We start from the raw sequence: 24614 nt of genomic DNA, 5'->3' as shown, positions 1-24614 counted from the left end.
AGGCCGGGGTTCCGGCCTTTTTTACGTTAATCTACACACCTTAGCCTTCGCATCCAGCTCCTATGACACAACAACAGCCCCTGCTCAATCTGATCGACGACCTGACCGGCGACCTGCAAGACCCCAGCCGATTGTGGCAACTCGCCGCCATCGTCGGTTCCGTGATCCTGGGCTGGGGGCTGGCGCGGCTGCTGAAGAAACGATTTGGCCGCCAGGAAGTGCAGAGCGGCGTGCTGGGCTTCGGCGTGGAGAGTTTCGGCCGCGTGATGGCGCCGCTGGCCGTGGTCTGCCTGCTGGCGCTGTCGCGCGTGGCGCTGGCCAAGTATCAATTCCACGTGAACCTGATCAAGGTGGCGCTGCCCATCTTCGGATCGCTGGTCGTGATCCGCTTTGCCGTCTACCTGCTGCGCCGCGTGTTTGCGCGCCACGGCCAGATCAGCGCCACCATGCTGGCGTTCGAGAAGGTGTTCCAGCTGCTGGTGTGGCTGGCCTTCGTGCTGTATATCACCGGCCTGTACCAGGAGGTGTTCGACTTCATGGACGACACCATCCTGCCGCTGGGTAAGTACAAGGTGTCGCTGGCCGACATCCTGCAGGCGACCGTTTCGGTGATCGTGCTGCTGATGCTGGCGCTGTGGGCCGGCGCGGCGCTCGAAGAACAGCTGATGAAAGTGCAGGGCATGCACACCAATCTGCGCGTGGTGGTGGCGCGCACGGCGCGCGCGTTGTTGATCCTGGTGGCGGTGCTGATGAGCCTGTCGCTGGTGGGCATCGACCTGACCGTGTTGTCGGTGTTCGGCGGCGCGCTCGGCGTCGGCCTGGGCTTGGGCTTGCAGAAGATCGCCAGCAACTATGTGTCCGGCTTCGTCATCCTGCTGGACCGCAGCCTGACCATCGGCGACATGATCACGGTCGATAAATACAGCGGTCGTGTGACGCAAATCAACACGCGCTACACGGTGCTGCAGGGCCTGGACGGCGTGGAGTCGATCGTGCCGAACGAGATGCTGGTGTCGGGCGCGGTGCAGAACTCGTCGCTGTCGAGCAGCATGTTGTGGATTTCGACCAAGGTGTCGGTGGCCTACGATACCGATGTCGACAAGGTGCTCAAGCTGCTGGAGGAAGCCGCGCTGACCGTGGACCGCGTGTTGAAGGAAGAGAAGCTGCCGTCGGCGCAGCTGCTGAGCTTTGGCGCGGACGGGCTGGATCTGCAGCTGGGCTTCTGGATCAACGATCCGCAGAACGGCCGTGGCGGCGTGACCTCGGACGTCAACCGCGCGATCTGGCGCGCGCTCAAGGAGAACAATATCTCCGTCCCATTCCCGCAACGGGAGATGCGTATTCTCGGCCCCGTGCCGGAGCAATTTACCGCCCCGGAAAGCACGACCGTGCCGAAGAAAACGGCAGTGACTGACGGAAATCCTTCCGCAAATCACGTTTAATTCAGCGTACAATGAAGCCCAAGAGTAATACTGACGGACTTCCTGCGCCTGTTGGAAACGCAATATTGTCGGAACGACCGTACAGCGAGACACGCCCACTTTGGAGTAGTAATGATTTTTAGTTTATACGATGTACTGGATTTTTTGGCCAACGGCGTCACCCGACTCACCGCATGGCAAGTATTTTTCTATACGCTGGTGGTCACGCACATCACCATCGCCAGCGTCACCATTTACCTGCACCGCCACCAGGCGCACCGCGCGCTGGAGCTGCACGCCATACCTAGCCATTTCTTCCGGTTCTGGCTGTGGCTGACCACCGGCCAAGTGACCAAGGAATGGGCGGCGATCCACCGCAAGCACCACGCCAAATGCGACACCGAGGAAGATCCGCACAGCCCGGTCACCCGCGGCATCAAGAAGGTGTTCTGGCAAGGCGCCGAGCTGTATCGCGCTGAATCGAAGAACCTGGAAACCATGGAGAAGTATGGCCATGGCACGCCGACCGACTGGATCGAGCGCAACCTGTACACGCGCTTCAGCTGGCAGGGCGTGGCTGCGCTGCTGGTGATCAACGTCATCCTGTTCGGCGTGATCGGCATCACCGTGTGGGCCGTGCAGATGATGTGGATCCCCGTGACGGCGGCCGGCATCATCAACGGCATCGGCCACTACTGGGGCTACCGCAACTACGATTGCGCCGACGCCGCCACCAACATCATCCCGCTCGGCATCCTGATCGGCGGCGAAGAATTGCACAACAACCACCACACCTTCGCCACCTCGGCCAAGCTGTCGTCGAAGTGGTATGAGTTCGATATCGGCTGGGGCTATATCCGCGCGCTGGAAATGATGGGCCTGGCCAAGGTCAAGAAGCGCGCGCCGGAGCCGAAGTTCGCCAAAGGCAAAGTGGAAGCCGACTTCGACACGCTGCAATCGGTGATCGCCAACCGTTACGACGTGATGGCCAAGTACGCCAAGTCGGTCAAGCATGCCTGGAAGGAAGAGCTGGAACACCTGAAGGACAAGGCCCAGCTGGAAGCGCGCTTCCTGAAGTCGTCGCGCAAGCTGCTGCAGCGCGAGCCGGGTAAGCTGGAAGCGCCGCAACAGCAACAGCTGGTGGAATTGTTCCAGCACAGCAAGGCGTTGGAAACAATGCACAATATGCGCGTGGAACTGGGTGTGATCTGGGAGCGTTCGCATTTCACCCGCGACCAACTGCTGCACAAGCTGCAAGACTGGTGCAACCGCGCGGAAGCGTCGGGCATCAAGTCGCTGCAGGATTTCTCGCTCCGCCTGCGCAGCTACGCATAAGAAAGTATTGATACAATTGAACGGCCCCGAATCTTCGGGGCCGTTTTTCATTCAAGGAGCAATATGCGATTGCGAACTTATCTGGCGGCCCTGATGCTGGCCTTGCCGCTGTGCGGCGCGCACGCCGCCGACTGGACCGTGCGCTTCGACGGCGCCGGGCCGTTGAAGATCGGCATGCGTTTCGATGCCGTCAATAAAGTGCTGGGCGATCACATGGAACGCACGCCGAAAGCGTTGCGCGGCTCGCCGAATTGCTTCCAGCTGGAGCCGGCGCGCCAGCCCGGTTTGCTGCTGATGTTTGTCGGCGACGTGCTGAAGCGGGTGGACGTGATGGAGGAGGGCATCTTATCCGAGCGTGGCATCGGCCTGGGCGACCCGGTGGAAAAGATACGCCAGGTGTATGGCGAGGCGGTGACGTCGGCGCCGCAGGCCTACGACGACAGCGAGCAGACCCTGACCGTCAAAGCCGGCGGCGGCCAATATGCGATCCGCTTCGACACCAGCAAGGGCAAGGTCGGCGCAATCTACGCCGGCGCCTGGAAGGAAGTGCAATACATCGAAGGTTGCCTGTAAAAGAAAAAAGCCGCTGAGCTGATGCTGAGCGGCTTTTTTGCGAGAAGCGAAGATCGGATTACTTGATCTTGGTTTCTTTGAACATGACGTGCTTGCGAGCTTTAGGATCGAACTTCATGATCTCCATTTTAGCTGGCGTAGTACGCTTGTTCTTGGTGGTGGTGTAGAAGAAACCCGTACCTGCGGTCGATTCCAGTTTGATTTTGTCGCGGCCAGTTTTTGCCATGGTAGCTCCCTAATTAGACTTTTTCGCCACGGGCGCGCATGTCGGCCAGTACGGCATCGATGCCGACTTTGTCGATTACGCGCAGACCAGCGTTGGACAGACGCAGGGAGACCCAGCGGTTTTCAGATTCAACAAAAATACGACGGTTCTGCAGGTTAGGCAGGAAACGACGTTTGGTTTTGTTGTTTGCGTGGGAAACATTGTTGCCGACCATCGGCTTCTTCCCAGTAACTTGGCAAACACGTGCCATAACGCACTCCTTAAAAGACATTCCACAATTGGAAAAACAAGAGTATATCCAAAAAACTCAGCTTTTTCAATGACTTGTGAAAAACAATTGTGTCTCGAATATCTAAAAAAATTTAACAATTGTGAATTCGCTCGTAAACCCTTGAACCCATAGGGGTAAACTCATAGCTGGCCGTGCTCGGCAAATGAATGAACTTGGTGGCCGGCCACCACAAAATGGTCGAGGATGCGGATGTCGACCAGCGCCATGGCCTGCACCAGCGCCCGCGTCAGCAGCAGGTCCGATTCGCTGGGCTCGGGCGTGCCCGATGGATGGTTGTGCGCCAGCATGATGCTGGCCGCGTTGCAGGCCAGCGCCGCCTTGACCACCTCGCGCGGGTAGACGCTGGTGTGCGTCAGGGTGCCGCGAAACATTTCCCGCGATTCGATCAGGCGGTTCTTTACATCAAGGAAGAGCACGTAGAACGATTCGAAGTCCTTGCCGCTGAAGGTGATGCGCAGGTATTCCTTCACAGCGCGCGGAGAGTTCAGCGTATGTCCGGCCTTGATTTCCTCCAGGATGGCGCGCCGCGCCAGTTCCATCACCGCTTGCAACTGGGCGAACTTGGCCGAGCCCAGCCCGCGTAGCGCGGAAAACTCCGGCAGGCTGGCGCCGAACATCCCCTGCAGCGAGCCGAAATGGTGCAACATTTCCTGGCCGAGCTGCACCGCATCCTTGCCCGGCACGCCGGTGCGCAGGAAAACCGCCAGCAACTCGGCGTCCGACAGCGCCCCGGCGCCGTCGCGGATCAGCCGCTCGCGCGGGCGGCGCTCCAGCGGCCATTCGTTTATTGTCATCGATATCCTCCGCAAATCGGCACAGACGACAGGCGCGGCAGGCAAGGTGGCTTACAATAGAGCCTTTGCCAGCTCACCGAATCCCACGTCATGTCTAACGCGCAACCTGCTGTCGTCACCAAATCGGCTTACTTAACACTGCATTATCGTCTCGCCTCGCTGGACGGTACTGATATCGTTACAACCTTCAGCGGAAATCCCGCCACGCTGATGCTGGGCCAGGGCCAGCTGGCGCCGGTGCTCGAGGAACTGTTGATCGGCCTGCCCGAAGGCACGCACCAGACCTTCGACCTGGAACCGGGCGTCGGCTTCGGCCCGCGCAACCCGGAACTGGTGCGCGAAGTCACCCGCGCCACGCTGGACGAGAACTCGATGCCGGGCGCCGACTATAAAGTGGGCGACCTGGTCGACTTCGCCGCGCCGGGCGGCGGCCGCTTCGCCGGCATCCTGCGCGAGCTGGGCGACGAAACCTGCCTGTTCGACTTCAACCACCCGCTGGCCGGCCAGCCGCTGAAATTCGAAGTCCAACTCATTTCCGTGCTGTGAGGAAGTCATGAGCGATAAAGAAATCCTGTTGGCCCAGCCGCGCGGCTTTTGCGCCGGCGTCGACCGCGCCATTGAAATCGTCGAGCGCGCGCTGACCCAGTTCGGCGCGCCCATCTATGTGCGCCACGAGATCGTCCACAACGCCTATGTGGTGGAAGACCTGCGCAACAAGGGCGCCATCTTCATCGAGGACCTGGACGACGTTCCGGCCGGCAATACGCTGGTGTTCTCGGCGCACGGCGTGTCCAAGGCGGTGCGGGCGGAAGCGGAATCGCGCGGCCTGAGCATCTTCGACGCGACCTGCCCGCTGGTGACCAAGGTGCACGTGGAAGTGGCCAAGATGCGCAAGCAGGGCTGCGAGATCATCATGATCGGCCATGACGGCCACCCGGAAGTCGAAGGCACCATGGGCCAGACGGAAGAGGGCATGTACTTGGTCGAGACCGTGGCCGACGTGGACAAGCTGAACGTCACCAAGCCCGAGCAACTGGCGTATGTCTCCCAGACTACCTTGTCGGTGGACGACACCGCCGACATCATCGAAGCGCTCAAGCGCAAGTATCCGGCGATCATCGAACCGAAGAAGGGCGATATCTGCTACGCCACCACCAACCGCCAGGAAGCGGTGAAGTTCATGGCGCCGCAAGTCGAGTTGTTGATCGTGGTCGGCAGCCCGAACAGTTCGAATTCCAACCGCCTGCGCGAAGTGGCGGAAAAGAAGGGCACGCCCGCCTACATGGTCGACAACGCCACGCAGATCGATCCGCTCTGGCTGGACGGCAAGGTGCGCGTGGGTGTCACCGCTGGTGCATCGGCGCCCGAGGTGCTGGTGCAAGCCGTCATTGATCGCCTCAAGGAACTGGGCGCACGCAGCGTGCGTACGCTCGACGGCGTGCAGGAAGCGGTCACTTTCCCCCTGCCCAAGGGCCTGGATGGACAAAAAGCCATACCGAACGGGGGCGCGGTTTAACCAGTTTTTGGATGAAACGGAATTAAATTCCGTGTTTCCCCGTTATTCCGCAGTTAGTTTTTCGAAAATCTCGTTATCATTGCCTCGCTCTTAAAAAGTTGTCGTTTAGGCTTATAAATGAGAGCTTGGTACGCAGGAGACGAATACCGGTTCAGGCACGGAATTTGCATCGTGAACGCGTAGTCAACGGCGGCACTACGGAGACTTTACTCCGGGTGCCGTTTTTGTTACTTGAACCGGTTGTGCAGGCAAAACTAAAAAGTAAAGGCACTCTTCATGGATACTTTTATCCAACAAATTATTAACGGACTGGTGCTAGGCAGCATGTACGCCCTGGTCGCGCTGGGCTACACCATGGTGTACGGTGTGCTGAACCTGATTAACTTCGCGCACGGCGACGTGCTGATGATCGGCGCCATGACCGGCCTGACCATCCTCAAATACCTCAACGAATACGCGCCGGGCCTGCCCGGCTACGTCAAGCTGGCGATCGCCATCGGCGGCGCCATTCCTGTCTGCATGGCGGTCAATGTCCTGATCGAGCGCGTGGCCTACCGCCGGCTGCGCAATGCGCCGCGCCTGGCGCCGCTGATCACCGCCATCGGCGTATCGATCCTGCTGCAAACCTTCGCCATGATGATCTGGAACCGCAATCCGCTGGCCTTCCCGCAACTGCTGTCGTCGGACCCGGTCAAGGTGGGCGGCGCGCTGATTTCGCAGACCCAGGTGTTGTTGCTGGCGCTGGCGGTGCTGTCGATGACCGGCCTGGTTTTGCTGGTGGAAAAAACCAAGATGGGCCGCGCCATGCGCGCCACGGCCGAAAACCCGCGCGTGGCCGGCCTGATGGGCGTCGACTCGAACAAGGTCATCGTCGCCACGTTCGCGCTGGGCGCCGCGCTGGCGGCATTGGCCGGCGTGATGTGGGGCGCCAACTATGCGTCGATCTCGTTCTCCATGGGTTTCGTGCCCGGCCTGAAGGCGTTCTCGGCCGCTGTGCTGGGCGGCATCGGCAATATCTACGGCGCGATGATAGGCGGTATCGTGCTGGGCCTCGTTGAAAGCCTGGGCGCCGGCTACATCGGCGAACTGACGGGCGGCTTCCTCGGTAGCCACTACCAGGACATCTTTGCCTTCGTCGTGCTGATCCTGGTGCTGACGGTGCGCCCGTCCGGCATCATGGGCGAGCGCGTCGCGGACCGCGCGTAAGAAAGGAATATCATGGCTATCTTGAATTTCGACCTTGCCCGCAATCCGCGCAAGACCTACGCCAGCCTGGCGGTCCTGGTGATCGGCTTGCTGATCTTCCCGTTCCTGGCCGCGCCGTTCGGCAACTCCTGGGTACGCATTGTCGATGTTGCGCTGCTGTTTATCATGCTGGCGCTGGGCTTGAACATCGTGGTCGGCTTTGCCGGCCTGCTGGACCTGGGCTACATCGCGTTCTACGCGTTGGGGGCTTACATGACGGGCCTGCTGGCCTCGCCGCAGTTCGCGACCCTGCTGGAATCGATGATCAATGAATACCCGACCGTCGGCAACGCGCTGGTCGCCATCATGGGGCCGGATATCCAGCAGAACGGCATCCACCTGTCGGTCTGGGTGATCGTTCCGCTGGCCGCCGCGCTGGCCGGCCTGTTCGGCGCCATCCTCGGCGCCCCGACGCTGAAGCTGCGCGGCGACTATCTGGCCATCGTGACGCTGGGCTTCGGCGAGATCATCCGCATCTTCATGAACAACCTGAACGAGCCGATCAACTTCACCAACGGCCCGCAGGGGATCAACATGATCGATCCGATCCGGGTGTTCGGGGTCAACCTGGCGGGCGAGGCGGGTTCGCGCGCCAATGTGGTGATCGGCGGCTTTTCCATGCCGTCGGTGAACGCCTACTACTTCCTGTTCCTGTTCCTGTGCGTGGCGATCGTGTTCGTCACCACGCGCCTGCAGCACTCGCGCCTGGGCCGTGCCTGGGTCGCGATTCGCGAGGACGAGATCGCCGCCAAGGCGATGGGCATCAATACCCGCAATGTCAAGCTGCTGGCGTTCTCGATGGGCGCCTCGTTCGGCGGCATCGCGGGCGCGATGTTCGCGTCGTTCCAGGGCTTCGTCTCGCCGGAATCGTTTTCGCTGACCGAGTCGATCGCCGTGCTGGCGATGGTGGTGCTGGGCGGTATCGGCCATATTCCCGGCGTGATCCTGGGCGGGGCGTTGCTGGCGGCGCTGCCGGAGGTGTTGCGCTACATCGTCGAACCGGTGCAGCAGCAACTGTTCGGCCACGTCTATATCGAGGCCGAGGTGATGCGTCAATTGCTGTACGGCCTGGCCCTGGTGTTGATGATGTTGATCCGCCCGGCCGGCCTGTGGCCCGCGCCCAAGCATGAGGACCGGCCCGACGGCGACTCCGACACCAAAGATCAATCGTCCGGCACGATGGCGGCCTGAGGAAAGCATACATGAGCGAACAAGTCATTCTCAACATCGCCGGCGTTAACAAGCGCTTCGGCGGCTTGCAGGCGCTGACCGATGTCGGCATCAAGATCATGAAGGGCCAGATCTACGGCCTGATCGGCCCGAACGGGGCCGGCAAGACCACTTTCTTCAATGTCATCACCGGCCTGTACCAGCCGGACACCGGCACCTTCGAGCTGGCCGGCAAGCCGTATTCGCCGTCCGCGCCGCATGCGGTGGCCAAGGCCGGCATCGCCCGCACCTTCCAGAACATCCGCCTGTTCGGCGAGATGACCGCGCTGGAGAATGTGATGGTCGGGCGCCACGTGCGTTCGCACCAGGGCGTGTTCGGCGCGGTGTTCCGCCACAAGGCGGCGCGCGAGGAGGAGGCGTCTATCCGCAAGCGCGCGCAGGAGCTGCTGGACTTCGTCGGCATCGGCCAGTTCGCCAACCGCACGTCGAGGTTCCTGTCGTACGGCGACCAGCGCCGCCTGGAAATCGCCCGCGCGCTGGCCACCGATCCGCAGCTGCTGGCGCTGGACGAGCCGGCCGCCGGCATGAACGCCACCGAGAAACTGGCGCTGCGCGAGCTGCTGGTCAAGATCAAGAACGAAGGCAAGACCGTGCTGCTGATCGAGCACGACGTCAAGATGATGATGGGCTTGTGCGACCGGCTGATGGTGCTGGAATACGGCAAGCCGATCGCCGAGGGTCTGCCGGCGGAAATACAAAGCAATCAGGCGGTTATCGACGCCTACCTGGGAGGATCGCACTAATGGGCGACAACGTTCTTAAAGTATCGGGACTGAAAGTCGCGTACGGCGGCATCAAGGCCGTCAAAGGCATCGACCTGGAGGTGAACCAGGGCGAGCTGGTCGCCTTGATCGGCGCCAACGGCGCTGGCAAGACCACCACCTTGAAAGCCATCACCGGCACGCTGCCCCCTTGCAAGGTCGAGGGCACGGTCACCTATCAGGGCGAGTCGCTGAAGGGCAGCAAGTCCTTCCACCTGGTCGAGAAGAAGCTGGCCATGGTGCCGGAAGGGCGCGGCGTGTTCACCCGCATGTCGATCCATGAAAACCTGATGATGGGCGCCTACACCCGCGACGACAAGGCCGGCATCGAGGCCGACATCGCCAAATGGTTCGACGTGTTCCCGCGCCTGAAGGAGCGGGCGGCGCAGATGGCGGGCACGCTGTCGGGCGGCGAGCAGCAGATGCTGGCGATGGCGCGCGCGCTGATGTCGCATCCCAAGCTGCTGCTGCTGGACGAGCCGTCGATGGGCCTGTCGCCGATCATGGTCGAGAAGATTTTCGAAGTGATCCGCAACGTTTCGAAAGAGGGCATCACGATCCTGCTGGTGGAGCAGAACGCCAAGCTGGCGCTGCAGGCCGCGCACCGCGGTTACGTCATGGATTCGGGCAACATCACCATGACCGGCAACGCCAAGGACATGCTGGACGACCCGCGCGTCAAAGCCGCCTACTTGGGCGAGTAGCAGGGTAGGCTGAGAATTTATTTTCTGATAAAATATTTCCATTTTGGAAATTTAGTTATTATGAAAATAGTTTCAGGGTTCGTCGTAAGTGCTCTTCTGGTCGCGCTCAGCGCTTGCGGTGGTGGTGGTGGCTCGAATGGGGCAGTGCCCTCCAACGGAGGTGGTGCGACCGTAACTCAACCAACGTCTGCGAAAAACATGTTGTTTGTCGCAGACTCGGCCAACGAGTTGATCGCGGCATTTCCAACGTTGTCACCGCAGCCGGGGGTATTTTCTGGTTCGATCCTCGTTAATAGCGTCAATGCTGACATGTACTATGGCCATGCCTATGGAGATGCCATAGCCTACGATGCTGGTCATGATTTGTTGTTTGCTTCTTTCGGAAGATCTATTTCGGTCTTCCAGAGCGCCAGCACGATGGCCCCAGGTACGGCTCCTACTCGAGTAATTACGCCCGCAATAGCAGGTGTGGTAGGAAAAATGGTCTACGTAAAGGAAACCGACAGCTTATACGTGCTTGGGTACTACAACTTGTCAGTTTTTTCCCATGCCAGCACTTTAAGTGGAACTGTAGTCCCCACGCGCCGCATCGAGAATATTTCCGGAAACCAACTTGCTATTGATAGCAAGCGCGGGCTTTTGTATATCCGCGACAATCATAGTACTTCAGAGATAATCAATGTGTATTCGAATATTGATACGGCTGATGGGGACGTTCAAAGAATTGGCCATAAGATTATTCGTCTGTCGATGGCGTCGCGGAATTCTGGCGAGTTTAATCAGAATATAGCGTTGGACTCCGCTCACGACCGCTTGTTTGTAAGATACGGTACGCGTGGCATTGCCATCGTGGAGAATGCTAGCGTTACTGCAGTTGATATGCCCATTTACCCTGCAACTGCACCTATCACTTCTACATCAAATCTCGTGCTGACTCTTCCAGGCCAGCCCTTCGACTGCGGCGATGGCGCCTTGGCATTTGATCCAAATAATGATCGACTGTACATGGGGGCCTGCCATGTTGCTTATGTGATTAATAATGTTAGCAAATTCGGCGCTGGTTCAGCAGTGACTGCGACTGCGGTCACTGCGTCGGACGGCTCCAGCATTTCCGACTTCGCATTCTAAATTTCAAATAAAAAAGCTCCGTGTGGCGTTGGGCGCACATGGAGCTTTAAGGGAGGCGTTAAGCAACGCCAGCAAAGAACCGGCACCCTACCGCGCCGGTATTCCTTGATTACTTCTTGGCTGGAGCAGCTTTGGCGGCAGCGGCGGTGAACTGGTTCACGGCCGAGGTCAGGTTCGATTCGATCGACTCGACAGCCTGCTTGGCGGTCTTGGCGAACTGCTCGTAGCCGGCGTTGGCGTTGCCGATGGCCGATTTCAGGATGGCGACGGCGTTTTCCGAACCGGCCGGGGCGTTCTTGCTCACTTCTTCCACCAGCGAAATGACTTTGCGGTTGGTTTCAGCGATCTGGGTTTCAGCAGCTTTGCTGAATTCAGCGCCGGTGCTCGAAGCGATGGTCGCCAGGTGACGGCCGTAAGCGATGGTTTTTTCTGCGCTAGGCTGGGCTTGCGCCGAAGCCAGCGAGAAGAATTCTTGTGGATCCTTGGCCGACAGCAGTTGCTTGGTGGTGATCGACGACTCTTCCAGCGATGCCTTGGCAGCGGTCAGGTTCAGGTCGACGAACTTCTCCACGCCTTCGAAAGCCTTGTTGGTCAGGGCCGAGAAAATCGCGAATTGAGCTTCAAAGTTAGCTTTGGTCGCATTGGAAAATTGCTCAGGGATTGAAAACATTTAAATCTCCAGGAAAGTAGTCATTGATTAAGTACTGCTGTTTCTACAGCCGGTGAGAAACAGGCAATCCACGTTTCAGACCGAACAACAAATTGTGCAACGCAACAAACCCGATTTTACGGCCTTCAAAAATTAAGTCAAGCGATTTTTTGTGCGTTGCATCAAAGAACCGACTCTGGCCGGAAGAAAGCATTTCCCCAGGGAAAATGCAGCGTGGCCGGTGACGAAACCCCTGCCGTGATAGACTTGCATGCTGTCGAGTCGGCGCCGCAAACCGGCGCCGATTTCCTTTCATTTTGCAAGCAGGTTTGACCGGCTCATCCATGTCCAACACCTCCAGTGCCGCCGTACCCGTCAAACACGCTACTTTCCTGTCGCCGCTGCCGCTGTTTTTCGTGTTGTTGTGGAGCAGCGGCTTCATCGTCGCCAAGTTCGGCCTGCCGTATGCGCCGCCGCTGACCTTCCTGGTGATGCGCTTCCTGGGCGTGCTGCTGTTCCTGGTGCCGGCCGTGTTGCTGCTGAAGGCGCCCTGGCCGCACGGCAAGATCTGGCAGATCGCGCTGGCCGGGCTGCTGGTGCAGGCCGGCTATCTGGTCGGCGTCTGGTGCGCCATCAAGCTGGGCATGCCGGCCGGCTTGTCGGCGCTGATCGTCGGCATGCAGCCCATCCTGACCGCCTTCGCCGCGCCGCTGATCGGCGAGCGGGTCCGGCCACGGCAGTGGCTGGGACTGGTCTTCGGCCTGGCCGGGGTGGGGCTGGTGGTGGCAGCCAAGATCAAGCTGACCGGCTTGCCGGTCGACGCCATCCTGCTGTGCGTGCTGGCGCTGCTGTCGATCACCGCCGGCACCCTGTACCAGAAGCGCAATTGCCCGCAGTTCGACCTGCGCACCGGCACCGTGATCCAGTTCGCCGCCTCGCTGGTGGTGGTGCTGCCGCTGGCGGTCTTTTTCGAAGGCCTGGGGCCCGACTTTGCTGCGGTGCAGTGGACTCCGCGCTTCATCGGCGCCTTGCTGTGGTCGGTGATGGGCTTGTCGATCGGCGCCATCTTCCTGCTGTTCGCGCTGATACGCCGCAGCGACGCCACACAAGTCACCAGCTTGCTGTACCTGACGCCGCCCACCACCGCCGTCATGGCCTGGCTGATGTTCGGCGAGGCGTTCAACGCCCTCGGCATAGCGGGGATGGCGCTGGCGGTCACCGGTGTGATATTTGTAGTCAAGAAAACCAGATAAAGCGAGGGCCCATGATTTCCACTCCCGACCAGCAAGCGGTGGACGCCGCCATCACCAGCCGCCGTTCGATCCGCGCCTACCTGCCGCAGGCGGTGGCGCGCGAGGACGTCGCGCAGATCCTGCAGGTGGCGGCACGCGCGCCGTCCGGCACCAACACCCAGCCGTGGAAGGTCTACGTGCTGGACGGCGAGCGCAAGCGGCAACTGTCGTCGGCGATCCTGGCCGCCCACAACGATCCCGAGCAGGCCCGGCAGCACACCGAGGAATACGCCTACTATCCGCGCGAATGGGTCTCGCCCTTCATCGATCGCCGCCGCAAGGTGGGCTGGGACCTGTATGCGCTGCTGGGCCTGACGCGCGACAACAAGGCCGGCATGGCCGCGCAACATGGACGCAATTATGAATTTTTTGGTGCGCCGGTGGGTCTCATCTTTACCATCGACCGCATCATGGAGCAGGGTTCCTGGCTCGATTACGGCATGTTCCTGCAAAATATCATGGTGGCGGCGCGCGCCAGGGGGCTCGATACATGTCCGCAGGCGGCCTTTACCCAGTATCATAAAATCATAGGCAAGGAGCTGGGTTTGCCGGACAATGAAACTGTCGTGTGCGGCATGGCGCTCGGCTACGCCGACAGTTCGAAAATCGAAAACTCGCTGGTCACCGAGCGGATGGCGGTTGAAGAATTTGTTAAATTTGTTGGTTAGCACTAGTTTGTCCAAAGCGTACCGAGCGCTATTGCATCGACGCAACCATCGATGCTCTCAATGTTAAATTTGCTTGCGCTTGTCCGGTGTTTTGCTAAACTGCAACAGTACTTTCGCTTTCTGTGCAGTGCTTTTTTCGGGGATATGATGTCTAAACTAGCTTTGAGTGTGCTCATTTCGCTGATGTTCGCTTCCACGGCGCTCACCGCTACGGCCGCCCATGCGGCGGATGGCGCTCCGAAAAAACACCATCTGAAGAAGGTCAAGGCCCGTGGGCCGGTGCGCGTGGCCGCCGCCGAGCCGGGCGAGCGCGTGGTCAAGCGCGTGGTCATGGTCCACGGCCGCCGCAAGGTGGTGTACCAGCGCCTGATCGTCGCCGCGCCGCCGGTGCCGACCATGGGCGATCTCGCCGGCCTGAACATGACGCACGATCCGCTGGACCTCAAGTCCAACGTGGCGCTGGTGCTGGACCAGGCCAATTCCGAAGTGCTGTTTGAAAAGAATTCCAACGTCGCCCTGCCGATCGCCTCGATCACCAAGATGATGACCGGCCTGATCGTGGTCGAAGCCAAGCAGAACATGGACGAGATCCTGACCATCACCGACGAGGACGTCGACCGCGAAAAGTTCAGCAGCTCGCGCCTGAAGGTCGGCACCCAGCTGAGTCGCGCCGACATGCTGCACATCGCCCTGATGAGCTCGGAAAACCGCGCCTCCTCGGCACTGGGCCGCAACTATCCGGGCGGCAAGCCGGCGTTTGTCGAGGCGATGAACGCCAAGGCGCGCGAACTGGGCATGGTCGACACGCACTACGTCGATTCCAGCGGCCTGTCGAAAATGAACGTGGCCAGCGCGCGCGACCTGGCCAAGCTGGCGATGGCGGCGTATCAGCAGCCCATCCTGCGCCAGTACTCGACCGACGCCAAGGCCATGGTGGAAACCAACGGCCGTCCGATGCAGTTTGGCACCACCAACCACCTGGTGGCCAGCCCGGACTGGGCGATCGGCCTGCAGAAAACCGGCTTCATCAACGAAGCGGGGCGCTGCCTGATGATGCAGGCGGTGATCGAAGGCCGCTCGGTGATCATGGTGTTCCTCGATTCCAAGGGCAAGCAGTCGCGCACCGCCGATGCCGGCCGCATGCGCAAATGGCTGGAGGCGCTGAAGCCGGCCGGCCTCAGCGCACCGGCGGCTTATTCGACCGGAATGTAACCGAGCGTGGCGGAAATCTGGTTGGCGGTCGCGACCAGGTCTTCCAGCCACTCGTCCTGCAGGCGGTCGGCCGGCGCCGAGATCGACAGGCCGGCGATCAGCTTGCCGCTGTCGTCGTGGATGCCGGCGGCCATGCAGCGCACCCCCAGCTCCAGCTCCTCGTTGTCGCGCGCGTAGCCGCGCGATTTCACCAGGTTCAGCTCGCGTTCGAGCTTGACCAGATCCGTGATCGAATTCTTGTTGTGGCCGGCCAAGCCGGTGCGCGTGGCGTAGGCGCGGATGGCTTTCGGCTCGTCCACCGACAGGAACAGCTTGCCGGTCGAGGTCAGGTGCAGCGGACCGCGGCCGCCGATGGCGCGCACCACCTGCATGCCCGAGCGCTCCGAGAACGCGCGGTCGATGTAGACGATCTCGTCGCCCTGGCGGACCGACAGGTTGATGGTCTGCTGGGTTTTTTTGTGCAGTGCACGCATGAAATCCAGCGCGGCCTCGCGCACCGACAGCCGGCTCTTGACCACATTGCCCAATTCCAGCAGCCGCATGCCGAGCCGGTAGGTGCCCGGTTCGATGCGGTCGACAAAGCGCGTGAGCACCATGTCGTTGAGGATGCGGTGGGCGGTGGAGGGGTGTAGCCCGGAAACCTTGGATAATTCCTTCAGGCTCACGGGGTCGGGATATTTGGCCAGCGCATCGAGTAGCGCCACCATGCGCTCGATCACCTGGATAGTGGTCTTTTGCTCTGGAACGGTTTCGATTTTCATGATGTGGTTGGTGCGGTGCAGTATGCGATAGATACTTTATACCATAATGTGAAAAAAATGGGAATTGATGCATAATGATACATTCTCAATTTGTGGCTTATTCATGGAACCAGTGAGCGAATTCAAGAGCAAGAGTGGCCTGAAACGTATCTTTTCGGCCTTTTTATACTCGATCGACGGCTTTAAATCGGCCTGGCGGCATGAACATGCGTTCCGCCAGGAAGTGAGCGTGTTCGTGGTCGGCACCCTCATCGCGCTGATCCTGCGCATCTCGGCATTTGAAAAATTGATGTTGATCGGTGTGCTGATGCTGATCTTGATCGTGGAACTGATCAATTCGTCCATCGAGGCGGTGGTGGACCGGGTATCGCTGGAGCGCCATCCGCTGTCCAAGAACGCCAAGGACTTCGGCAGCGCGGCCGTGTTGCTGACCTGCCTGCTGGCGGCCGGCGCCTGGGGCGTGGTGCTGTTCAACCGCTTTTATTGAACCTATATAAGATTTGGGTATATTGAACTGCTAAAAGCTTAGTTCTCATTTATAAAGGACAGTCTTAATCTGAAGACCTTCATTACCAGGGGAATCAGATGCTGTCCAAAAAACTACTCGCTGCTGCCGTTCTTGCCGTCACCGCCATCGCGCCAGCCTTGGCCGCCGAAGTCTCCTTGCTCAACGTCTCCTACGATCCGACGCGCGAGCTGTACCAGGATGTCAACACCGCCTTTGCCAAGGAGTGGAAAGCCAAGACCGGCGACGTGCTGAAGATTAAGCAATCGCACGGCGGCTCCGGCAAGCAGGGCCGCGCCGTGATCGACGGCCTGGAGGCGGACGTGGTGTCGCTGGCGCTGGCCTACGACATCGACGCCATCGCCGAGCGCAAGCTGCTGGCGCCGGACTGGCAGAAAAAGCTGCCGCACAACAGCACGCCGTACACCTCGACCATCGTGTTCTTGGTGCGCAAGGGCAATCCCAAGGGCATCAAGGACTGGAACGACCTGGTCAAGCCCGGCGTCGCCGTCATCACCCCGAATCCGAAAACGTCCGGCGGCGCCCGCTGGAACCACCTGGCCGCCTACGGCTACGCACTGCGCCTGCCCGGCGGCAGCGAGGCGTCCGCCAAGGACTTCCTGAGCAAGCTGTACAAGAACGTGCCGGTGCTCGATTCCGGCGCGCGCGGCGCCACCACCACCTTCGTCGAGCGCGGCATCGGCGACGTGCTGATCGCCTGGGAAAACGAGGCGCTGCTGGCGGTCAAGGAGCTGGGCCCGGCCAAGTTCGACATCGTCGCGCCGTCGGTGTCCATCCTGGCCGAGCCGCCGGTGGCGGTGGTCGACAAGGTGGTCGACAAGCGCGGCACCCGCAAGGTGGCCGAGGCTTACCTGAACTTCCTCTACACCGATGAAGCGCAGGAAATCATCGCCAAGAACTACTACCGTCCGGCCGTGGAAAAGGAGGCGAAGAAATACGCCGCCCAGTTCCCTAGCGTGAAGCTGTTCAGGCTGTCCGACGTGGCCGGCGACTGGACCAGGGCCCAGAAGGTGCACTTCGCCGACGGCGGCCTGTTCGACCAGATCTACCAGCCCAAGTAAGCCGGACGGAAGGCCTTGAAACGTTGTATTTTTTAGCAGAAAAGGCGCAGAATAGTGCCTTCACGTCCACCTGAACCCCTTTTCCTTACGGAGCTGATTATGACGATACGACTGGGCGATACCGCCCCTGATTTTGAACAAGATTCCTCCATCGGCAAGCTGCATTTCCACGAGTGGGCAGGCAATTCCTGGGTGGTGTTGTTCTCGCACCCGGCCGACTTCACTCCCGTCTGCACGACCGAGCTGGGCCTGACCGCCAAGCTGAAACCCGAATTCGACAAGCGCAACGTCAAGGCCATCGCGCTGTCGGTCGATCCGGCCGAGTCGCACACGGCCTGGATCTCGGACATCGAGGAAACCCAGGGCACCGTGGTGGGCTTCCCCATCATCGCCGACGCCGACCGTAAAGTCTCGACGCTGTACGACATGATCCACCCGAACGCCTCGACCACGGCCACCGTGCGTACTTTGTTCGTGATCGATCCGGCCAAGAAGGTGCGCCTGAGCCTGACCTACCCGATGAGCACCGGCCGCAATTTTGACGAAGTGTTGCGTGTAATCGACGCTTTGCAATTAACCGATGGTTACACCGTGGCCACTCCAGGCAACTGGAAAGACGGCGACGACGTCATCATTCCGCTGACCGTGCAGGACCCGGACGTACTGAAGCAGAAGTATCCCAAGGGCTACACCGCAGCCCGTCCCTACCTGCGCGTCACCCCGCAGCCGAACAAGTAAGTTCGCTTTTGCAAGGAAATGCATATAAGCAAATAAGGATTGCGTTGTTTGGATATTCCCTTAGAGTAGGTACTCTGCGATCTACTCTTGGGGATTTGCATGGATTTGTCCTTTGTCGCATCTGGTTTCGCTGTCGGCCTGCTGGTCGGCATGACCGGCGTGGGCGGCGGCTCGTTGATGACGCCGCTGTTGACGCTATTGTTCGGCGTGTCGCCGGCGGTGGCGGTCGGCACCGACCTGGCGTTCGCCTCGCTGACGAAGGGCGTCGGCACCTTCACCCACCGCATGCGCGGCACGGTGCACTGGGAAATCGTGCGCCGCCTCTGCCTGGGCGCCTTGCCCGCCGCCCTGGTGGCCAGCCTGGCCCTCAAACATTTCGGCACGCTCAACAAGGAAATCGGCCTGGTGATCCGCTACATGATCGCGGGCTCGGTGATGCTGACCGTGGTCGCGCTGATGTTCAAGCGCAAGATGCTGACCTGGATCATGGCCGAGCCGTCGCGCCAGCTGCAGGGCAGCGCGCTGACCATCGCCACCATCATCGCGGGCGCCGTGCTGGGCACGCTGGTGACGATCTCCTCCATCGGCGCCGGCGCCATTGGCGCGACGCTGCTGGTGATGCTGTATCCGCGCCTGAGCGCCGCCGAAGTGGCGGGCACCGACATCGCCTACGCCGTGCCGCTGACGGCCATCGCCGCCATCGGCCACTGGTGGCTGGGCTCGATCAACTGGAGCTTGCTGCTGACCTTGCTCGTCGGTTCGCTGCCCGGCATCACCATCGGTTCCTACGCCGCGCGCGCCGTGCCGGAGCGCCTGCTGCGCGGCTTGCTGGCCTTCACCCTGGTCGCGGTCGCGGCCAAGCTGGTGTCTTAAAATCCATATAGCTTTAGCGTCTAACCAAATGAAAAATGCTTCGTTTGTAATATGAAGCCTTGATGAGATTATGCAGCCCTTATAGAAGAATTTGTAATAAGGGAGCATACATGTCTGCAGTTCTTGCTGCGCCCGCCACGGCGCCAGCCGCCGCCCGGGGCGCGCCTTTCCGCGTCATGCCAGGGTTCCGGCTGTCGCTGGGCTTCACCATTTTCTACCTGACGCTGATCGTGCTGATCCCGCTGTCGGCCGTGTTCCTGAAGACCTTCACCCTCAGCTGGGACGGCTTCTGGAGCGCGGTGACGTCGGCGCGCGTGGTCGCCTCCTACAAGCTGACCTTCGGCGCCTCGCTGCTGGGCGCCTTCGTCAACGTGGTGTTCGGCGGCATCGTCGCCTGGGTGCTGGTGCGCTACGAGTTCCCCGGCAAGCGCATCATCGACGCGCTGGTCGACCTGCCGTTCGCGCTGCCCACCGCCGTGGCCGGCATCACGCTGACCGCGCTGTATTCGGCCAACGGCTGGTTCGGCCGCTTCCTCGAAGGCACGCTGGGCTTCAAGGTGGCGTTCACGCCGGTCGGCGTGGTGGTCGCGCTGACCTTCATCGGCTTGCCGTTCGTGGTTCGCACCGTGCAGCCGGTGCTGGAGGACGCCGAGCGCGAACTGGAAGAGGCCGCCGCCAGCCTGGGCGCCAATGCCTGGCAAACCTTCACCCGCGTGGTGTTCCCGACCATCTTGCCGTCGCTGATGACAGGCTTCGCGCTGGCCTTCGCGCGCGCCACTGGCGAGTACGGCTCGGTCATCTTCATCGCCGGCAATATGCCGATGGTGTCGGAAATCACGCCGCTGTTCATCGTCACCAAGCTGGAGCAGTACGACTACGCCGGCGCCACCGCGATCGCCGTGGTGATGCTGGTGGTGTCCTTCGTCATGCTGTTGACCATCAACCTGTTGCAAGCCTGGGCTCGCGGAAAGTCGGGGAAATAATGAGCGCCATTCCAACCACAACCACGCGCCGGGGCGCGCCGGCGCCGCACACCTTGGAGCCCTGGTGGGTGCGCGTCGTGCTGATCGCGATCGCGCTGACCTTCCTGACGCTGTTCCTGTTCGTGCCGCTGGTGGCGGTGTTTGTCGAGGCCTTCCGCAAGGGCTGGGAGGCGTACGCGGCGGCCATCATCGAGGATGATGCGATCTCTGCCATCAAGCTGACGCTGATCACGGCGGTGATCGCCGTGCCGCTGAACCTGGTGTTCGGCGTGGCGGCCTCGTGGTGCATCGCCAAGTTCGAGTTCCGCGGCAAGAGCATCCTGCTGACGCTGATCGACCTGCCGTTCTCGGTGTCGCCGGTAATCTCCGGCCTGATCTACGTGCTGCTGTTCGGCGCGCAGGGCTGGTTCGGCCCGTGGCTGCAGGCGCACGACATCAAGATCCTGTTCGCGGTGCCGGGCATCGTGCTGGCCACCATCTTCGTCACCTTCCCGTTTGTCGCGCGCGAGCTGATCCCGCTGATGCAGGCGCAGGGCAGCGAGGAGGAGGAGGCCGCCATCGTGCTGGGCGCGTCCGGCTGGGACACCTTCCGCCGCGTCACGCTGCCCAACATCAAGTGGGGCCTGCTGTATGGCGTGATCCTGTGTAACGCGCGGGCGATGGGCGAGTTCGGCGCGGTGTCGGTTGTGTCCGGCCACATCCGCGGCGAGACCAACACCGTGCCGCTGCAGGTCGAGATCCTCTACAACGAATACAACTTTGCCGCCGCCTTTGCCGTGGCCTCGCTGCTGGCCCTGCTGGCGCTGGTGACGCTGGCCCTGAAATCCTTTATCGCCTGGCGCCTGAACGAATCGATCGCCGACGACGCGCGTCCAACGGAGTAATGCCATGACCATCGAAGTTATCAACATCAATAAACGCTTCGGCGATTTCGTCGCCCTCAACAATGTGTCGCTGGATTTTCCGCAGGGCGAGCTGACCGCGCTGCTGGGGCCATCCGGCTGCGGCAAGACCACGCTGCTGCGCATCATCGCCGGCCTCGAACATCCCGACTCGGGCCGCGTGCTGCTCGACGACCGCGACGCTTCCCACCGCCACGTGCGCGAGCGCCAGGTCGGCTTCGTGTTCCAGCACTACGCGCTGTTCAAGCACATGACCGTGTTCGAGAATGTCGCCTTCGGCCTGCGCGTCAAGCCGCGCGCCGAGCGGCCGTCGGAAGACCAGATCCGCCGCAAGGTCAAGGAGCTGCTGGAGCTGGTGCAGCTGGACTGGCTTGCCGACCGCTATCCACCGCAGCTGTCGGGCGGACAGCGCCAGCGCATCGCCCTGGCGCGCGCGCTGGCGGTCGAGCCGCGCGTGCTGCTGCTGGACGAGCCGTTCGGCGCGCTCGACGCCAAGGTGCGCAAGGAACTGCGCCGCTGGCTGCGCCGCCTGCACGACGAGCTGCATGTGACGTCGATCTTCGTCACGCACGACCAGGAGGAGGCGCTGGAAGTGGCCGACCAGGTGGTGTTGATGAACAAGGGGAACGTCGAGCAGATCGGCGCGCCGGACCAGGTCTACAACCATCCGGCCTCGCCGTTCGTGTACGGCTTCCTCGGCAACGTGAACATGTTCCACGGCCGCGTGCAGGACGGCGTGCTGGCCAGCGGCGACGCGTCCTTCGCCGTGCCGGGCCAGCCGCAGGCCGACGGCAAGGGCACGGCCTATGTGCGTCCGCACGACCTGGAGATCGACCGCTACACGCCGGGGGCGGAAGGCATCGTGGTCAAGCTGCGCCGCGCGCATGCGATCGGCCCGCTGGCCCAGCTGGACCTGGAGCGCAGCGATACCGCCGAGTTGATCGAGGCGGTGATGTCGAATGAACGTTACAGCCTTCTGCAATTGAAGGAAGGCGAAACCCTGGTGGTGCGCCCCAAGCGCCTGCATGTCTTTGTCGATGCCGGAGTGGCCATATGAATTTCCAACAACTGCGGTCCATCCGCGAAGCGGCCCGCCGTGGCTACAACCTGACCGAAGTGGCCAATGCGCTGTTCACCTCGCAGCCCGGCGTCAGCCGCCAGATCCGCGAGCTGGAGGACGAGCTGGGCGTGGTGATCTTCGAACGCAACGGCAAGCGCCTGACCGGCATGACCGAGCCGGGCAAGGGCATCCTGAAGATCATCGAGCGCCTGCTGATCGAGGCCGAGAATCTGCAGCAGGCTAGCCTGGAATACACCGGCCAGCAGAGCGGCACCCTGAGCGTGGCGGCCACCCACACGCAGGCGCGCTATGCGCTGCCGAAAGTGGTGCAGGGCTTCCGCGCGGCCTACCCGGACGTTCGCATCGCCCTGCAGCAGAGCGCGCCCGAGCACATCGCCGAATGGATCTTGTCCGGCAAGACCGACATCGGCATCGCCACCGAGGGTTTGTCGCAATTCCCCGACCTGGTGTCTTTCCCTTGCTACCGCTGGAGCCATTTGATCGTGGTACCGGACGGCCATCCGCTGCTGGCGCGCTCGCCGATCCGGCTGGAGGACCTGGCCGAGTTCCCGCTGATCACCTACGACATCGGCTTCACCGGACGCGGCCACATCGACGCCGCGTTCGAACGCGCCGGCGTCAAGCCGGACATCGTGCTGACGGCCATGGACTCGGACGTCATCAAGCAGTATGTGGCGCTGGGACTGGGCGTGGGCATCGTCGCCTCGATGGCTTTCGACCACGGGCGCGACAAGGGCATGCGCGCGGTGGAGGCGTCGCACCTGTTCGCGCAGAACACCACGCGGCTGGCGGTGCGGCGCGGCGCCTACCTGCGCTCCTACGCCTACCACTTCATCCAGGAATTCGCGCCGGACCTGACCCGCGCCGACATCGACGCGGCCTTGAGCGGCGGGGAGTTGTCCTGATTTGGGGATGCAGGCTCAGCTGTGGCGGCCATCGAACAGTCTGCTGATTTTTTCCATTTGGCATGCCTGATTGATCCTATACTCAAACTCAAAACTAGTTTGCAGCAACCAAGAATTTAAGTCCGATGGTCTTACTCTGGGGAGCACGTAAATGCGTATTGGAAACTGGAAAATAGGGGCGCGGCTGGCTGCCGGGCTGGGCGTGTCGATGGTGTTCATGGTCGGCATTTCGGTGATCGGCATCAGCAATCTTGGCAAGTTGAATAACAACACCCAGGATCTGGCGGCCGACAAGATACCCAAGGTCATACTGGGTTACGAAACAATAGGCGGCTTGAACGATGTGGCGCGCGCCATGCGCAATGCCATGCTGTCCAATGATCCCGAGGTCGTCAAGGTGGAGTTGGCGCGGGTGGAGCAGCGCAAGGCCGACAACGCCGCCCGCCTCGACCAGTTGGCCACGCTGATCGCCGACGATGAAGACCCGCAGAGCAAGGCTAAGCTGCAAGCCGTGCTGGACGCGCGCGACAAGTACACGGTGGTGCAGGCCAACTTTCTCAAGATGTCGGCCGACAGCGGCAGACGCGACGAGTCGGTCAGCTATCTGCTGAGCGCGGTGCGCAAGGAGCAAACCGCCTACCTGAACGCGCTTACCGAGCTGGTCAAGTTCCAGAACGCGGCGGTGGCGGACGCCAGCGTCGTGGCCCAGCAATCCTATGCCGGCTCGCGCAACACGATGATACTGCTGACGGTCATGGCGACCGCGCTGGCGTCGTGGGTGCTGTACTGGATCACGCGCAGCATCACCCAGCCGCTGAACCGCGCCGTCGGCATGGCGCAGGCGGTGGCCGGCGGCGACCTCACCACGCGCATGGAGTGCGACACGACCGATGAAACCGGCCTGTTGCTGCGCGCGCTGATCGACATGAACGACAGCCTGGCGCGCACCGTGGGCCAGGTGCGTTCCGGCACGGACACCATCGCCACCGCGTCCAACCAGATCGCCAGCGGCAACCTGGACCTGTCGAGCCGCACCGAGCAGCAGGCGTCCAGCCTGGAGGAGACGGCGTCGTCGATGGAGGAGTTGACTTCGACCGTGACGCAGAACGCCGAGAACGCGCGCCAGGCCACCAAGCTGGTGTTGGCGGCGTCGGACTTCGCCACCAAGGGTGGGCAGGTGGTGGGCCAGGTTGTGACCACGATGGGCGCGATCAAGGAAAGCTCCAGCAAGATCGTCGACATCATCGGCGTGATCGACGGCATCGCCTTCCAGACCAACATCCTGGCCCTGAACGCGGCGGTGGAAGCGGCGCGTGCCGGGGAGCAGGGACGCGGCTTCGCGGTGGTGGCCTCGGAGGTGCGGACGCTGGCGCAGCGTTCGGCCAGCGCCGCCAAGGAGATCAAGGATTTGATCGCACGCTCGGTGCAAACGGTGGATGCGGGATCGCTGCTGGTCGATCAGGCCGGCGCGACGATGGACGGCATCGTCAAGGCGGTCAAGCAGGTGGCCGACATCATGACGGAGATCAGCGCCGCCAGCAGCGAGCAGAGCACGGGGATAGAACAGGTCAATCAAGCCATCGTCTCGATCGACGACGTGACGCAGCAGAACGCCGCGCTGGTGGAGGAGGCCGCCGCGGCCGCGCAGAGCATGCGCGACCAGGCGGACTTGCTGGCGCAGGCGGTCAGCGTGTTCAAGCTGGCCGGGCAGCCGTCGGCGCCCCCTGCGCGCCCCCCC

At 61.4% G+C, this 24614-nt stretch carries 28 protein-coding genes; 22 read left to right on the top strand and 6 right to left on the bottom strand.

What is annotated here, in order from left to right:
- Positions 1 to 62 precede the first annotated feature (62 nt).
- The 3 genes from HUX88_RS23810 (at position 63) to HUX88_RS23800 (ending at position 3329) form a co-directional block, all read left to right on the top strand.
- The gene (locus HUX88_RS23810; RefSeq protein ID WP_117011726.1) at positions 63 to 1442 is read left to right on the top strand and encodes a mechanosensitive ion channel family protein; all 1380 of its coding nucleotides are present in this window, start codon (positions 63 to 65) and stop codon (positions 1440 to 1442) included.
- Between the two features lie 111 nt (positions 1443 to 1553).
- On the top strand, positions 1554 to 2756 hold the full coding sequence (locus HUX88_RS23805; RefSeq protein WP_117011725.1) for a fatty acid desaturase: 1203 nt from the start codon (positions 1554 to 1556) through the stop codon (positions 2754 to 2756).
- Positions 2757 to 2819: 63 nt separating this feature from the next.
- Positions 2820 to 3329, top strand: coding sequence for a hypothetical protein (locus HUX88_RS23800; protein ID WP_117011724.1), 510 nt, complete (start codon positions 2820 to 2822; stop codon positions 3327 to 3329).
- Positions 3330 to 3387: 58 nt separating this feature from the next.
- Here the strand turns inward: HUX88_RS23800 and rpmG are convergent, their stop codons facing one another.
- From rpmG to radC, 3 genes are all read right to left on the bottom strand, one after another.
- Positions 3388 to 3555: a 50S ribosomal protein L33 gene (gene rpmG, locus HUX88_RS23795; RefSeq protein ID WP_008451489.1), complete on the bottom strand. Its 168-nt coding sequence runs from the start codon at positions 3553 to 3555 to the stop codon at positions 3388 to 3390.
- Between the two features lie 13 nt (positions 3556 to 3568).
- The gene (rpmB, locus tag HUX88_RS23790; protein ID WP_008451488.1) at positions 3569 to 3805 is read right to left on the bottom strand and encodes a 50S ribosomal protein L28; all 237 of its coding nucleotides are present in this window, start codon (positions 3803 to 3805) and stop codon (positions 3569 to 3571) included.
- Positions 3806 to 3966: 161 nt separating this feature from the next.
- A complete protein-coding gene (gene radC, locus HUX88_RS23785) occupies positions 3967 to 4641 on the bottom strand; it encodes a DNA repair protein RadC (protein WP_117011723.1) in 675 nt (224 codons plus the stop codon).
- 90 nt (positions 4642 to 4731) lie between these two features.
- Here radC and HUX88_RS23780 point away from each other — a divergent pair, with 90 nt between their 5' ends.
- The 7 genes from HUX88_RS23780 (at position 4732) to HUX88_RS23750 (ending at position 11225) form a co-directional block, all read left to right on the top strand.
- Positions 4732 to 5187, top strand: coding sequence for a peptidylprolyl isomerase (locus tag HUX88_RS23780; protein ID WP_117011722.1), 456 nt, complete (start codon positions 4732 to 4734; stop codon positions 5185 to 5187).
- Between the two features lie 7 nt (positions 5188 to 5194).
- A complete protein-coding gene (ispH, locus tag HUX88_RS23775) occupies positions 5195 to 6157 on the top strand; it encodes a 4-hydroxy-3-methylbut-2-enyl diphosphate reductase (RefSeq protein WP_176363367.1) in 963 nt (320 codons plus the stop codon).
- Positions 6158 to 6433: 276 nt separating this feature from the next.
- Positions 6434 to 7363: a branched-chain amino acid ABC transporter permease gene (locus HUX88_RS23770; RefSeq protein WP_117011720.1), complete on the top strand. Its 930-nt coding sequence runs from the start codon at positions 6434 to 6436 to the stop codon at positions 7361 to 7363.
- A gap of 12 nt (positions 7364 to 7375) precedes the next feature.
- Positions 7376 to 8593, top strand: a complete 1218-nt coding sequence (locus HUX88_RS23765; RefSeq protein WP_117011719.1) for an ABC transporter ATP-binding protein — start codon at positions 7376 to 7378, stop codon at positions 8591 to 8593.
- Between the two features lie 11 nt (positions 8594 to 8604).
- Positions 8605 to 9375: an ABC transporter ATP-binding protein gene (locus HUX88_RS23760; RefSeq protein ID WP_176363366.1), complete on the top strand. Its 771-nt coding sequence runs from the start codon at positions 8605 to 8607 to the stop codon at positions 9373 to 9375.
- Complete coding sequence (locus HUX88_RS23755) at positions 9375 to 10097, top strand: ABC transporter ATP-binding protein (protein ID WP_176363365.1); 723 nt, start codon at positions 9375 to 9377, stop codon at positions 10095 to 10097. Before HUX88_RS23760 ends, HUX88_RS23755 begins: the two co-directional genes overlap by 1 nt.
- 60 nt (positions 10098 to 10157) lie before the next feature.
- Entirely contained in the window at positions 10158 to 11225 is a 1068-nt protein-coding gene (locus tag HUX88_RS23750) for a hypothetical protein (RefSeq protein ID WP_147330338.1), read from the top strand.
- Positions 11226 to 11334: 109 nt separating this feature from the next.
- On the opposite strand, the gene HUX88_RS23745 is transcribed toward HUX88_RS23750, so the two are convergent.
- Together HUX88_RS23745 and HUX88_RS23740 are read right to left on the bottom strand one after the other, a co-directional pair.
- Complete coding sequence (locus HUX88_RS23745; protein WP_116990480.1) at positions 11335 to 11895, bottom strand: phasin family protein; 561 nt, start codon at positions 11893 to 11895, stop codon at positions 11335 to 11337.
- Positions 11896 to 11938: 43 nt separating this feature from the next.
- Positions 11939 to 12220 carry a hypothetical protein gene (locus tag HUX88_RS23740; protein WP_147330337.1) on the bottom strand — a complete coding sequence of 94 codons (282 nt, stop codon included), beginning with the start codon at positions 12218 to 12220 and terminating at the stop codon, positions 11939 to 11941.
- On the opposite strand from HUX88_RS23740, the gene HUX88_RS23735 reads away from it, so the two are divergent.
- The 3 genes from HUX88_RS23735 (at position 12219) to pbpG (ending at position 15046) form a co-directional block, all read left to right on the top strand.
- On the top strand, positions 12219 to 13127 hold the full coding sequence (locus HUX88_RS23735) for a DMT family transporter (RefSeq protein WP_117011716.1): 909 nt from the start codon (positions 12219 to 12221) through the stop codon (positions 13125 to 13127). The genes HUX88_RS23740 and HUX88_RS23735 overlap by 2 nt on opposite strands.
- An 11-nt stretch (positions 13128 to 13138) precedes the next feature.
- Entirely contained in the window at positions 13139 to 13834 is a 696-nt protein-coding gene (locus HUX88_RS23730; RefSeq protein WP_117011715.1) for a nitroreductase, read from the top strand.
- Between the two features lie 147 nt (positions 13835 to 13981).
- Complete coding sequence (pbpG, locus tag HUX88_RS23725; protein WP_176363364.1) at positions 13982 to 15046, top strand: D-alanyl-D-alanine endopeptidase; 1065 nt, start codon at positions 13982 to 13984, stop codon at positions 15044 to 15046.
- Here the strand turns inward: pbpG and HUX88_RS23720 are convergent.
- Positions 15028 to 15807, bottom strand: coding sequence for an IclR family transcriptional regulator (locus HUX88_RS23720; protein WP_117011714.1), 780 nt, complete (start codon positions 15805 to 15807; stop codon positions 15028 to 15030). The genes pbpG and HUX88_RS23720 overlap by 19 nt on opposite strands.
- A gap of 103 nt (positions 15808 to 15910) precedes the next feature.
- Here HUX88_RS23720 and HUX88_RS23715 point away from each other — a divergent pair, with 103 nt between their 5' ends.
- The 9 genes from HUX88_RS23715 to HUX88_RS23675 form a co-directional block, all read left to right on the top strand.
- Complete coding sequence (locus HUX88_RS23715; protein ID WP_117011713.1) at positions 15911 to 16294, top strand: diacylglycerol kinase; 384 nt, start codon at positions 15911 to 15913, stop codon at positions 16292 to 16294.
- A 98-nt stretch (positions 16295 to 16392) separates the two neighbouring features.
- Positions 16393 to 17394 carry a sulfate ABC transporter substrate-binding protein gene (locus HUX88_RS23710; RefSeq protein WP_176363363.1) on the top strand — a complete coding sequence of 334 codons (1002 nt, stop codon included), beginning with the start codon at positions 16393 to 16395 and terminating at the stop codon, positions 17392 to 17394.
- A gap of 99 nt (positions 17395 to 17493) precedes the next feature.
- On the top strand, positions 17494 to 18132 hold the full coding sequence (locus HUX88_RS23705) for a peroxiredoxin (RefSeq protein WP_117011711.1): 639 nt from the start codon (positions 17494 to 17496) through the stop codon (positions 18130 to 18132).
- Between the two features lie 99 nt (positions 18133 to 18231).
- Positions 18232 to 19005, top strand: coding sequence for a sulfite exporter TauE/SafE family protein (locus HUX88_RS23700; protein ID WP_117011710.1), 774 nt, complete (start codon positions 18232 to 18234; stop codon positions 19003 to 19005).
- Between the two features lie 110 nt (positions 19006 to 19115).
- A complete protein-coding gene (gene cysT, locus HUX88_RS23695) occupies positions 19116 to 19988 on the top strand; it encodes a sulfate ABC transporter permease subunit CysT (protein ID WP_176363362.1) in 873 nt (290 codons plus the stop codon).
- The gene (gene cysW, locus HUX88_RS23690) at positions 19988 to 20872 is read left to right on the top strand and encodes a sulfate ABC transporter permease subunit CysW (RefSeq protein WP_117011708.1); all 885 of its coding nucleotides are present in this window, start codon (positions 19988 to 19990) and stop codon (positions 20870 to 20872) included. Before cysT ends, cysW begins: the two co-directional genes overlap by 1 nt.
- 4 nt (positions 20873 to 20876) lie before the next feature.
- A complete protein-coding gene (locus tag HUX88_RS23685; RefSeq protein WP_117011707.1) occupies positions 20877 to 21947 on the top strand; it encodes a sulfate/molybdate ABC transporter ATP-binding protein in 1071 nt (356 codons plus the stop codon).
- A complete protein-coding gene (locus HUX88_RS23680) occupies positions 21944 to 22876 on the top strand; it encodes a CysB family HTH-type transcriptional regulator (RefSeq protein WP_117011706.1) in 933 nt (310 codons plus the stop codon). The genes HUX88_RS23685 and HUX88_RS23680 overlap by 4 nt, the downstream gene beginning before the upstream one ends.
- A gap of 151 nt (positions 22877 to 23027) precedes the next feature.
- A partial coding sequence (locus HUX88_RS23675; RefSeq protein ID WP_176363361.1) for a methyl-accepting chemotaxis protein occupies positions 23028 to 24614 on the top strand: 1587 nt, incomplete at its 3' end.

Source organism: Duganella sp. BJB1802 (assembly GCF_013369445.1).
In the GTDB taxonomy this organism is placed as follows: Bacteria; Pseudomonadota; Gammaproteobacteria; order Burkholderiales; family Burkholderiaceae_D; genus Rugamonas; species Rugamonas vulcania_A.
The sequence above is the reverse complement of the archived record's forward strand: the minus strand, read 5'-3'. Positions and strand labels throughout refer to the sequence as shown.